We start from the raw sequence: 12,776 nt of genomic DNA, 5'->3' as shown, positions 1-12,776 counted from the left end.
TTCCCGAATAGCCGCACCACCCGGTGTCATGATCGCCTCATGTCCGCACCCTCCGAGACCGCTCCCGAGCCTGGTCCCGAGCCTGGTCCCGGGGCCGGCCCCGGGACCGGGCGGGCGCGCCGCGTGCTGGGCGCGTGGCTCGCCGACGGCGTCACCAGGGGCAATATGTGGGCCCTGCTGGCGCTCGCCGCGGCGGGGACGGTGGTGATCTCCTTCCTGCCGTCGGCCCAGCCGCACGTGCTCACCGTGATCCTGGGCCTGCCCGAGTCCCGGCAGGGCACCGTCGTCGGCCTCCTCAACACGGCGGCCGAGATCGCCATGGTCGTGAGCCTCGCGTGGTACGGCGCGCTGGCCGACCGGTTCGGGCGGCGGGTGATCGTGGTCGCCGGGCTGGCCCTGTGCGCCGCCGGCACCGCGTTGTTCCCGTTCGCCGGGAACACGGCCGCGCTGGCCGGGCTGCGGGTGGTGTTCGGCCTGGGCGTCGCGGCGATCAACGCGATGCTGTCCACGATCGCGATCGACTACGTGCGCAGCAGGTCGCGCGGCGCGTCGTACGGGCTCGTCGGCTTCTTCGGCGGGCTCGGCGCGCTGGTCGCCGTGCTGGTCCTGGTGCGGCTGCCGCAGACGCTGGAGTCGGGCGGCATGGAACCGGTGCGGGCGGCCCGCACGGCGTTCCTGCTGATCGCGGCGGGGATCGTGGCCGCGGCGGGCCTGCTGTGGCTGACGCTGTCCGGGCGGCGGCCCGTCGCGGCGGCGCGGGTGCCGCTGGTCCGCCTGGTGCGCGAGGGCGTGGCCCTCGTCCGCGACCCGGGGGTGGCCCTGTCGTACGCGGCGTCGTTCGTGGCGCGCGCCGACCTCGCGATCGTGGTCGCCTTCATGTCGTTGTGGATCAAGAACTACGGCACGGAGCACGGCGGCCTCACCGGCGCGGCGGCGCTGGCCAGGGCGGGCGCGGTGGTGGGCGTGTCGCAGATGGTCGCGCTGCTGTGCGCGCCGCTGTTCGGGTGGCTGGGCGACCGCATGCGGCGTCAGGACCTGGTCGTCCTGGCGCAGGCCGTCGCCGCCGTCGCCTACCTGTCGACGCTGCTGGTCACCGACCCCCTCGGCCCGGGCATGATGCTGGTCGCCGTGCTGATCGGCGTCGGTGAGATCGCCGCCATCACCACGGCGGGCCCGCTGCTCGCGCAGCAGGCGCCCGCGGCGGTGCGGGGGTCGGCGTTCGGCGTCCACACGCTCTGCGGCGCGGCCGGCGTGATGATCGTCTCCGCGCTCGGCGGGGCGTTGTTCGACGCCTGGCGTCCCGCCGGGCCGTTCGTCGTGGCCGGCGTCTTCAGCCTGGCCGTCGCGTGCTTCGGCCTGGCCGTACGACGGCGGGTGACGCCCAGGACCGAGGCCGACGTCGCCGGCGAGGCCCTCCCCGGCCCGCAGGCCGGAAGCCGCTGAGGGAGGTCCCGGCGCCATAGTGGCGCTGCCCTGAAGCGAGACCGTCGCGAGGGGTGGGCGCGAAGCGGCGCGGGGCTGGCACGGCGCGGGGCTGGCACGGCGCGGGGCGGGGTGTCAGAGCGGGATGTTGTTGTGCGCGCCGCGCGGGGCGGGCGCGGCGGCGAGGGCCTCCGCCACTCTCCGCCGGGTGGTCCTCGGGTCGATCACCTCGTCGACGACTCCGAGATCGAGCGCCCGGCGGACCCCTCCCGACCGCTCCTCGTGCTCGCGGACAAGTTCGGCGAGCAGTCGTTCCCGCTCCTCCTCGGACCCCGCCGCGGCGAGGCGGCGCCGGTGCAGGATGCCCACGGCCGCCTCGGCTCCCATCACCGCGACCTCCGCCCCGGGCCAGGCGTAGACCGCGGTCGCGCCGAGGGAGCGGGAGTTCATGGCGATGTACGCCCCTCCGTAGGACTTACGGACGATCACCGTCACCCTGGGCACGGTGGCCTCGGCGAAGGCGTGCAGCAGCTTCGCCCCCCGGCGGACCACGCCGCCCCATTCCTGGTCGACGCCGGGGAGATAGCCGGGCACGTCCGCCAGTACGACGAGCGGGACGCCGTTGGCGTCGCACATGCGGACGAACCGCGCCGCCTTCTCCGCCGACGCCGAGTCGAGGCATCCGCCCATGCGCAGCGGGTTGTTGGCCACAACGCCGACCGGGTGACCGGCCAGACGGCCGAGGCCGACGACGATGTTCGGCGCCCAGCGAGGCTGGATCTCCACGAACGCGGGGCCGTCCCCGCCCTCGTCGAGCAGCGCCCGGATCACCGGGCGGATGTCGTAGGCGCGGCGGGCCGACTCGGGCAGCAGGACGGCGGGGTCCCGGTCGTCCGTCAGGCGCTCCAGGTCGTACCGGCCGGTCCCGGTCAGCAGGCCGGCGATCACGCGGGTGCGCCTGAAAGCGTCCTGCTCGTCGCCGGCGACCACGTGCACCACGCCGGATCGGCGGCCGTGCGCGTCCGCGCCGCCGAGCCGTTCCATGTCGATGTCCTCGCCCGTCACGCGGCGGACCACGTCGGGACCGGTGACGAACACGCGGCCCTGGCCGGACATGACGATCAGGTCGGTCAAGGCCGGGCCGTAGGCCGCCGCGCCCGCCGCGGGGCCCACGATGACCGAGATCTGCGGCACGCGGCCGGAGGCGCGGGTGTTGGCCGCGAAGACCAGGCCCGCGCCGTGCAACGACTCGACCCCGTCGGCGAGGCGGGCCCCGCCGCAGTGCCACACCCCGATCACCGGCGCCCGCCGCCGCAGCGCCTCGTCCACGGCGGCGGCGATGTGCCGGGCGCCGGCCAGCCCCAGCGCCCCGCCCATGACGGTCGCGTCGGTGCAGAAGGCGACCACCGGTGACCCGCCGATCCGGCCCGTGACCGCCAGCACGCCACTCGCGTCTTCCGGGTGCAGCGGCACCGCCGAGTCCGCGTCCAGCAGACGGGCGAGCCGCGCCGCGGGGTCGCGATCCTCCCGGTCCTCCCGCACGGTTTCCGTCTGGGCGGTTTCCGCCTGGGCAGCGGTCATCGGCGCATCCCCCGCTCGCGTTTCCGTTCAGCCTTCCGGCCGGGCCTTTCCTCCCCGGAACGGTAGCCGGGAGCCATTCTCACGGTCTAATCAGAATATTTGATGGAATATAAAAAGAAATCCTTATGGATAGCCCAGAAAGAGGCGTGTTCGCCATCACAGTTGACTATTTCACGAAATTCGTGCAAATGTCGATTGTGCCGGTCCCGGCCGGAGGGCGTCGCTTCCGCGAGAAAGTCCGCGGGCCGCTCACACCCCTTTTCCGGCACGGTCCGCCGCGTGGGCGCGACCGGGCGGACGGATGTCTCCTTTCCGGCGTGAGCGGTGTGAGCGGGTGGCCAGACGGCCGGGGGACCGGGCGGTGCGGTGGAACGGTGACGACCGGCCTTTTCTCACGGCCGGCGTGCCGCCCGGACGTTCCGGATAGCCCGGATGTTCCGGACGGCCCAGGATGACGCGGCGGGAAACGACGCAAGGCTCGACGAGGGGCGGATGCTCAGCATGGACGAAGCGGTCACCTATGGTGCGGGCGCGGTCGCGGTGGTCGGGCTCGCCTGCCGGCTGCCGGGCGCGGCGCACCCGCGCGCCCTGTGGGAGCTGCTGCGCTCCGGACGCGACGCGGTCGGCGCGCCCCCGCAGAGCCGGCTGACGAGCGAGCCCCGGCTCGCCGGCATGCGGGGCGGGTTCCTGGAGCAGGTCGACGGATTCGACGCGGGCTTCTTCGGCGTCTCGCCCAAGGAGGCGGCGGCGATGGACCCCCAGCAGCGACTGGTGCTCGAGCTGGCCTGGGAGGCGCTGGAGGACGCGGGCGTCCCGCCCGCCGCCCTCGCCGGCACGTCCGCGGGCGTGGTCATCGGGGCGATGGCCGCCGACTACGCCGCGCTCGTCTACGGACGCGGAGACGCGGCGATCACCCGGCACACGCTCGCCGGACTCACCCGCGGCATCCTGGCCAACCGGATCTCGTACGCGCTGGACCTGCGGGGGCCGAGCCTCACCGTGGACACCGCGCAGTCGTCCGCGCTGGTCGCGGTGCACCTGGCCTGCGAGAGCCTGCGCTCGGGCGAGTCGGAGGTCGCGCTGGCGGGCGGGGTGAACCTGAACCTCGTCCCGGAGAGCACCGCGACCGCCGAACGGTTCGGCGGCCTGTCCCCCGACGGCCGGTGCTTCACCTTCGACGCCCGGGCCAACGGCTACGCCCGGGGCGAGGGCGGCGGGATCGTCGTGCTGAAGCCGCTGGGGCGCGCACTGGCCGACGGCGACCACGTCTACGCGGTCGTCCTGGGCAGCGCGGTCAACAACGACGGCGCTACCCCCGGCCTCACCGTTCCCGACGCCGCCGCGCAGCAGCGGGTCGTACGGCTCGCGGTGGAGAGGGCCGGCGTCGATCCCGCGTCCGTGCAGGTCGTCGAACTGCACGGCACGGGAACGAAGGTCGGCGACCCGATCGAGGCGGCCGCGCTCGGCGCGGCGCTCGGCGCGGCGCGGCCCTCGACGCAGCCGCTCCTGGTGGGCTCGGTCAAGACGAACATCGGCCATCTCGAAGGCGCGGCCGGCATCGCCGGGCTCCTCAAGGCCGTGCTCGGCATCCACCATCGCGAGGTCCCGCCGAGCCTGAACTACGAGACGCCGAACCCGGCCATCGATCTGGACGCGCTCAACCTGCGGGTGGTCACCGAGCCGTCCCCCTGGCCGCGCCCCGGCCTGCCGCTCGTCGCGGGGGTCAGCTCGTTCGGCGTGGGCGGGGTGAACTGCCATGTCGTCCTCGCCGAACCGCCGCCCGAGCACACGTCCCCCACCACCGGTCACATGGGGACCAGAGGCGGCGCCGCAGCCGCACACCAAGGCGAGGCCCCGGACCGGAACCACGCTCCGGCCCAGAGCCGGGCCGAGAACCGGGGTGGGGTTGCGGGCCGGAGCGAGGCCGGAGGCGGGGGCGGCCTGGTGGCCGTACCGCTCGTCCTGTCCGCCCGCGACCCGGACGCGCTTCGCGAACAGGCGGCCCGGCTGTCCGGCTCGCCGGCGCTCGACGGCGACCTGTCCGACGTGGCGCTCTCGCTCGCGGCGGGCCGGACCTCCTTCGAGCACAGGGCGGTGGTGGTCGGCGCGGACCGCCACGAGTTGCGGGAACGGTTACGGGCGTTCGGAGCGGGCGACGTGACGTCCGGAGCCGTACACGGCAGGGCGCGCGCGCTCGGCGGCACCGTGTTCGTCTTCCCGGGGCAGGACGGCCAGTGGGCGGGCATGGGCCGGGCCCTGGCCGACGCCTCCCCCGTCTTCGCCGGGCATCTGGCCGAGGCCGCCGAGGCCCTCCGCCCGTACGTCGACTGGTCGCCCCGCGACGTGCTGTGGGACCTCCCCGGTGCGGCTCCGATCGATCGGGCGGACGTCGCGCAGCCCGCGTTGTTCGCCGTCACGGTGGCGCTGGCCCGGCTCTGGGAGCACTTCGGTGTCCGCCCGGACGCCGTTATCGGCGACTCCCAGGGGGAGATCGCCGCAGCGCACGTCGCGGGCGCCCTGTCGCTGGAGGACGCCGCCGCGATCGCGGTCCTGCGCGGTCAGGCGCTCGCCGATTTCTCGGACCGGGACGCGATCGAGGCCGTACGAGACCGCCTGGTGAGCTCCCTGGCGGGACGGCCGGCCCGGCGCGGCGAGGTGGCGTTCTACTCGGGGGTGACCGGCGGACGGTTCGACCCGGCGGAGCTGGACGCCGGGTACTGGTACGGCGGCCTCAGGCACGCCGTGCGGTTCCGGGAGGCCGTCGACGCCGCGCTGGCCGACGGCCACACCGTGTTCGTGGAGGCCGGGCCTCACCCGGTCCTGGCCCCGCGCATCCGGCAGATCCTCGACGCCGCCGGTCGCGACGGCCTGGTCACCGGTACGTTGCGCCGCGACAGGGGGGATCTGGACGAGTTCCTCCGGGCACTCGGCGTGCTCCACGTCAGCGGCGCGGGCGTCGACTGGAGCCGCGCCGTACGGCCCGGTGCGCGGCGGGTCCCCCTGCCCGCCTATCCCTTCCGGCGACGCCGGTACTGGATCGACGCGGTTCCGGCCGAGGAGGAGAGCGGCGTACCGGCCGATGTGGCCTCGTACGCGGGCGAGACCGCTCCGGCGGTCGCCCCGGCGGCGCGGCACGAACAGGGGTCACGAGGCGAGCAGGAAACACGCGTCACGCCACATGCCCGGCATGAGCCGGAAGGACAGTACGAGTCACCAGCCCAGCGCGAGCCAGGAGTGCCGCACCAGCGGGAAGTGCAGCACGCACAAGGAGCACGGCACGAACCGGAAGCCCGCGACAATCCGGAAGCCCAGCGCGAGCGGGAAGCGCGGCATGAGCGGGAGACGACGGAGAACGGGTGGTCGCCGCTCGACCTCGTCCTGTCGGCCACCGGGGACGTCCTGGGTCACCCGGACGCGTCGGGCGTCGAGGCCGAGCTCACGTTCAAGGAGCTGGGGCTCGACTCGCTGGGGGCGGTGGAACTGCGCGACGCTCTGGCCGCCGCCACCGGCCTGCCGCTTCCCGCGACCGTCACGTTCGACCACCCGACACCGCTCGCGCTCTCCCGCCACCTGCGCGCTCTGTCAGCGGCCGGCGCCCCTGCAGGCGGCACGGCGAGCGACACGAGGGGCGGTGCCACGGGTGGCATAGCGGCAAGCGGCGCGGCGGCTCATGCGCCAGTGCCGTCGTTCTCACCGCCGACGGCCGGAGATCGGGCGGAGGACGAGCCGATCGCGCTGGTCGCGATGGCCGGGCGATGGCCTGGAGGGGCCGACACCCCGGACAAGCTCTGGGACCTGGTGCTCGACGGCACCGACGCCGTCACCACCCTCCCCGTCAACCGCGACTGGGACGCGGAGGCCCTGCACGATCCGGCGGAGTCACGGCAGGGCACGTCGGTCACCGGAGAGGGCGGCTTCCTCCACGACGCCGACCGCTTCGACGCGGAGTTCTTCGGCATCAGTCCCCGCGAGGCGGCGGCCATGGACCCGCAGCAGCGGCTTCTGCTGGAAGTGGCGTGGGAGACCTTCGAGCGGGCCGGTCTGGTGCCGCGCTCACTGGCCGGCAGCCGTACGGGCGTGTTCGTCGGCATGATGCCCCAGGACTACGGGCCCCGGCTGCACGAGACGGCCGAGGGCTCCGAGGGGTACGCCCTGACGGGCACGGCGGCCAGTGTCGCCTCCGGGCGGATCGCCTACACCTTCGGCCTCGAAGGGCCCGCCGTGACGGTCGACACGGCCTGCTCGTCGTCGCTGGTCGCGCTGCATCTCGCCGTACGGTCGCTGCGATCGGGCGAGTCGGACCTCGCGCTCGCGGGCGGCGCGACGGTGATGTCGTCGCCGGGGATGTTCACCGAGTTCTCCCGGCAGGGCGGGCTCGCGCCTGACGGACGGTGCAAGGCGTTCTCCGCCGCCGCGGACGGCACCGGCTGGGCCGAGGGCGTCGGCCTGCTGCTGGTGGAACGCCTCTCGGACGCACGGCGGAACGGGCATCCCGTGCTGGCCGTCGTCCGCGGCACCGCCGTCAACCAGGACGGCGCCTCCAACGGCCTGACCGCGCCGAACGGCCTGGCGCAGCAGCGGGTGATCCGCCGGGCCCTCGACGACGCCGGGCTGACGGGCGGCGAGGTGGACGCGGTCGAGGCCCACGGCACCGGCACGACGCTCGGCGACCCCATCGAGGCCCAGGCGTTGCTGGCCACCTATGGCCAGGACCGCGAACGCCCGCTGTTGCTCGGCTCCCTCAAGTCGAACATCGGGCACACCCAGGCGGCGGCGGGCGTGGCCGGTGTGATGAAGATGGTGCTCGCGATGCGGCACGGCGTGCTGCCGAAGACGCTGCACGCCGAGGAGGCCTCCCCGTACGTCGACTGGTCGGCCGGGCTCGCCCTGCTGACCGAGCCCGCGCCCTGGCCGGAGACCGGACGGCCGAAGCGGGCCGGAGTGTCGTCCTTCGGGATCAGCGGCACCAACGCGCACGTCATCATCGAACAAGCACCAGAGCCGACCAGCACGGTGACCTCGGACGACGAGCCCGCACTTCCGCAGCCGGCGCAGGCCCGGGCAGCGGTCGCGCACGACGAAAAGCACGCGGCGCCGGTGAACGACGCCGTCGCGCCACCGCGAGAATCAGACGACCTCCAGAACGCCCGGCAACCGCTGCTGGCGGACGCCACCACCCAGGGTGTCGGTCCTAGAGTGCCGGTGGACGCTCCCCAGGGCGTGCGGCTGCCGGTCGTGGGGTGGGTGGTCTCGGCGCGGTCGCCCGAGGCGCTGCGCGCCCAGGCCGCCCGGCTGGCCGACCACCTGGACCGCCACCCCACCCTGGACGTGGCCGACGTCGCGCACTCCCTGGCCACCACCCGCGCCCAGTTCGACCACCGCGCCGTCATCACCGGCACCACACGACAAGAACTCCTCGACCGCACCCGCGCCCTCGCCGACGGCACATCCGCCGGCGGGATCGTGACCGGGATCGCCCGGCCCGCCAAGGTCGCCTTCGTGTTCACCGGGCAAGGCAGCCAACGCCCCGGCATGGGACGCGGCCTCTACGCCGCCCACCCCGCCTTCGCCACCGCCTACGACCAGGCCATCAACCTGCTCGACCAGCACCTGGCCCGGCACACACCCGTACCACTACGCGAGGTGTTGCTCGGCGACGCCGACCCGGCCTTGCTGGACCAGACCCTCTACACCCAGCCCGCCCTGTTCGCCCTCCAGACCGCCCTCACCCACCTCCTCACCAGGTGGGGCATCACCCCCCACGCCGTGGCCGGGCACTCCATCGGCGCCATCGCCGCCGCCCACACCGCCGGCATCCTCACCCTCCCCGACGCCGCCGCCCTGGTCGCCGCCCGCGCCCGCCTCATGCACACCGCCCCACCCGGCGGCGCCATGACCGCCATCAACGCCACCGAAGCACACATCACCCCCCACCTCGCCCCCTACAAGGGCAGAGTCACCATCGCCGCCGCCAACACCCCCACCTCCACCGTCATCAGCGGCGACCACGACCCCGTCACAGAAGTCACCGAGCACTTCCGGCAACAGGGGCACAAGGTCCGGGCACTGACCGTCAGCCACGCCTTCCACTCCCCCCACATGGACCCGATCCTCGACGAATTCCAGAAGGCGATCGACGGCCTGCCCCATACGCCGCCCGCGATCACCTTCGTCTCCGACCTCACCGGCGCCGTCACCGCACCCGACGGACCCGCCTACTGGGCAACCCACCTGCGCAACCCCGTCCGCTTCGCCGACGCCACCCGGACCCTGCACGACCAGGGCACCACCACCTACCTCGAAATCGGCCCCGACGGCATCCTCAGCAGCCTGATCCGCGACACCCTCGACAAAGAACAGGGCATCCTCGCCGTTCCCGTGTCACGCCGGGACCGGCCCGAACCCCACACCGCCCTCACCGCCGCCGCCCACGCCCACACCCACGGCACCCCCGTCGACTGGACCGCAATCAACGGCCCCGCCACCATCATCGACCTGCCCACCTACGCCTTCCAACGGCGCAGGCACTGGGTCAGCCCGCCGAAGCCGCACCACGCCGGGCCGTACGACGACGGGAAGGCGCGTTTCTGGGAGATCGTCAGTCGCGGCGACCTCGACGCGCTCGTCGGGACGCTCGGTCCCGAGGCCGGGAACGTACGGCGATCTCTCGAGGAAGCCCTGCCGGTCCTCGCCTCCTGGCACGCGGCGGGGGACACCCGGGCCACGCTCGACTCGTGGCGGTATCGCGTCGTCTGGCGGCCCGTGGAGGACGCCGCACCTCGGTCCGGTGGCCGCTGGCTGCTGGTTCGCACCGCGCAGGAGACGCCCGCGGCCTGGGCGGAGGCCCTGCGGCGCGGGCTGGAGGAGCGCGGCGCCGGGGTGACGGAGGCCGTCCTCGACGGGACGACCACCCTTGAGTCGCTCGTGGCCACGCTGCGCCCCCTGCACACCGGCACGCCGTACACCGGTGTCGTGTCCCTGCTCGGCCTGGACGTCACGCCGTACGAAGGGCAGGACGTCGCGCTGCTGCAGGCGCTGGACGCGGCGGAGATCGGCGGCCCGCTCTGGCTCACGACGAGCGGCGCGGTCGCGGCGACGCCGTCCGACCGGGTGCCGAACCCGGCCGGGGCGAGGGCGTGGGGCCTCGGCGGTGTGATCGCCGCCGAACGGCCGGAGCGATGGGGCGGCATCGTGGATCTCCCACCGGCGCCCGACGCGCGGCATGCCGCGTTCACCGTGACCGCGCTGACCGGACGGCACGGCGAGCCGGAACTCGCGGTGCGTTCCGCGGGCCTCCTCGCGCGCAGGCTGGTCCACGCCCGGAGCCGGGCCGCGACGCCCGCGGAATGGGCTCCGGCCGGGACCGTGCTCGTCACGGGAGGCACGGGCGCGCTCGGCGCCCACGTGGCCCGGCGGCTGGCCCGGCGCGGCGTTCCGCGCCTGCTGCTGGTCAGCCGGCGTGGCCTCGATGCCCCAGGTGCGGAGGACCTGCACGCTGAGCTCACGGTACTCGGCGCCCGGGTGACGGTCGCCGCCTGCGACGTCGCCGACCGGGACGCCCTGGCCGCCGTGCTCGCCGCCGTGCCGCCGGAGCACCCGCTGACCGCCGTGGTCCACACGGCCGCCGTGCTGGACGACGGCCTCCTCGGCTCACTCACCCCCGAGCGGCAGGCCGCCGTACGGCGGGTCAAGGCGGACGGCGCGCTCGCCCTGCACGAGCTGACCCGGGAGCTTCCGCTGACCGCGTTCGTGCTGTTCTCGTCGATCACCGGGCTGATCGGCAACCCGGGCCAGGGCAACTACGCGCCGGACAACGCCTATCTGGACGCCCTCGCCGAGCACCGCCGGGCGCTCGGCCTGCCGGCCACGTCGATCGCATGGGGCCACTGGGACGGCGAGGGCATCGCCGGCGCGGAGGCCAGGGAGGGCCTGCGGCGGGGCGGTTTCCCGCCCATGGCGCCCGACGTCGCGGTGTCGGCGCTGGAGGAGGCGGTGGTCCACGGCGAGACGCGGCTCGTCGTCGCCCGCGCCGACTGGGCCACGGTCGGCGCCGTACGGCCTCGTCCGCTGCTCGCCGAGCTACCTGAGACCCGGGGGGCGGCTGAGCGGCAACGCGCGAACGAGGAACAGGACCTCCTGGAACGGCTGGCGGCGCTGCCGGAGCCGGAGCGGCGGCCGAAGCTGCGCTCGCTGGTCCGTGTGGAGATCGCCGACGTGCTCGGGTACGCCTCGGCGGACGCGGTGGACGACGACCGCGGCTTCCGCGACCAGGGCTTCACGTCGCTTTCGGCCGTCGAACTCCGGGGCCGCCTCACCCGGCTGACGGGGACGCCGCTGCCGAGCACGCTCGTGTTCGACTACCCCACGCCTGCCGGTCTCGTGGACCACCTGCTGCACGTGCTGCTGCCCGATCCCGAGCCGCCGCTCACCGCCGCACTGGCACTGCTCGACGAGCTGGAGACACTGCTCGGCGAGCTGAAGAAGCCGCCCGGGGCCGCCGGTGGGGAGGCGGTGGTGACCCGCCTGCGGCGCCTGGTGGATGCCGTGGAGTCCGTGGGGCCCGTGGATTCCGGTGCGTCCGGTGAGCACGCGGCGGCGACCGCCGACCTGTCCTCCGCCTCCGACGACGAGCTCATCAGCTTCATCAGCAACGAGCTCGGCATCTCCTGACCTCTTCCTTCTGCCCCACCTCGTGCCATGGAAGGCGTACCTGTGAGCGACGACCAGATCCGGCATCTCCTCCGCCGTGTGACGGAGGAACTGCACAAGACACGTGAAGAACTACGGGACGTGCGGGACGAGCAGCGGGAGCCGATCGCGATCGTGGGGATGGGCTGCCGCCTGCCCGGCGGGGTGACCTCCCCCGAGGACCTGTGGGACCTGGTCGCCGAGGGCCGCGACGCCGTCACCGAGTTTCCCACCGACCGCGGCTGGGACCTCGACGCGCTCTACGACCCCGACCCCGACCAGCCCCACACCTCCTACACCCGCCACGGCGGCTTCCTCGACGACGTCGCCGGATTCGACGCCGCCTTCTTCGGCATCTCCCGCCGCGAAGCCCTCGCCAGCGACCCCCAGCAACGCCTCCTCCTCGAAGTCGCCTGGGAAACCCTCGAACGCGCCGGCATCGACCCCGCCACCCTCAAGGGCAGCCGTACGGGGGTCTTCACGGGGACCAACGGCCAGGACTACGCGAAGTCCTCGGGCCCCGCGCCGGAGGAGGTCGAGGGTTACCTGATCACGGGTACCGCGGCCAGCGTGCTGTCGGGGCGGATCGCCTACACCTTCGGCTTCGAGGGCCCGGCGGTGACCGTCGACACCGCCTGCTCGTCGTCACTGGTCGCCCTGCATCTCGCCGTACGGTCGCTGCGTTCGGGCGAGTCGGACCTGGCGCTCGCCGGCGGTGTCACGCTCATGACGTCGCCGGGCACGTTCGTCGAGTTCTCGCGGCAGCGGGGGCTCGCGCCGGACGGACGCTGCAAGGCGTTCTCCTCCACCGCCGACGGCACCGGCTGGGCCGAAGGCGTCGGCCTCCTCCTGGTCGAACGCCTCTCCGACGCCCAACGCAACAACCACCCCATCCTCGCCCTCGTCCGCGGCACCGCCATCAACCAGGACGGCGCCTCCAACGGCCTGACCGCACCCAACGGCCCCTCCCAGCAACGCGTCATCACCCACGCCCTCGACAACGCCGGACTCACCCCATCGGACATCGACGCCGTCGAAGCCCACGGCACCGGCACCACCCTCGGCGACCCCATCGAAGCCCAAGC

The 12,776-nt window shown here is 74.0% G+C and carries 4 protein-coding genes; 3 read left to right on the top strand and 1 reads right to left on the bottom strand.

Annotation, left to right across the window (positions count from 1 at the left end; all coding sequences use genetic code 11):
* Positions 1-39: 39 nt before the first annotated feature.
* Positions 40-1,443 (top strand): MFS transporter, encoded by a 1,404-nt coding sequence (locus F5972_RS14260; RefSeq protein ID WP_150933988.1) that lies wholly within the window; start codon positions 40-42, stop codon positions 1,441-1,443.
* 114 nt (positions 1,444-1,557) lie between these two features.
* Here the strand turns inward: F5972_RS14260 and F5972_RS14255 are convergent, their stop codons facing one another.
* On the bottom strand, positions 1,558-3,003 hold the full coding sequence (locus tag F5972_RS14255; RefSeq protein WP_150933987.1) for an acyl-CoA carboxylase subunit beta: 1,446 nt from the start codon (positions 3,001-3,003) through the stop codon (positions 1,558-1,560).
* 501 nt (positions 3,004-3,504) lie between these two features.
* On the opposite strand from F5972_RS14255, the gene F5972_RS14250 reads away from it, so the two are divergent.
* On the top strand, positions 3,505-11,673 hold the full coding sequence (locus tag F5972_RS14250; RefSeq protein WP_191910119.1) for a type I polyketide synthase: 8,169 nt from the start codon (positions 3,505-3,507) through the stop codon (positions 11,671-11,673).
* A gap of 42 nt (positions 11,674-11,715) precedes the next feature.
* On the top strand, positions 11,716-12,776 hold a 1,061-nt coding region (locus F5972_RS14245; RefSeq protein WP_404803056.1), incomplete at its 3' end, for a beta-ketoacyl synthase N-terminal-like domain-containing protein.

Source organism: Microbispora cellulosiformans, from assembly GCF_008728085.1.
GTDB classification, from domain to species: domain Bacteria; phylum Actinomycetota; class Actinomycetes; order Streptosporangiales; family Streptosporangiaceae; genus Microbispora; species Microbispora amethystogenes.
This window is presented reverse-complemented; position numbering and strand designations above follow the sequence as displayed.

Bases quoted from the DNA above. Each gene is read 5' to 3' on its own strand.
- F5972_RS14250 (WP_191910119.1), top strand. From the start codon at position 3,505: ATGGACGAAGCGGTCACCTATGGTGCGGGCGCGGTCGCGGTGGTCGGG.
- F5972_RS14260 (WP_150933988.1), top strand. From the start codon at position 40: ATGTCCGCACCCTCCGAGACCGCTCCCGAGCCTGGTCCCGAGCCTGGT.
- F5972_RS14255 (WP_150933987.1), bottom strand. From the start codon at position 3,003: ATGACCGCTGCCCAGGCGGAAACCGCCCAGACGGAAACCGTGCGGGAG.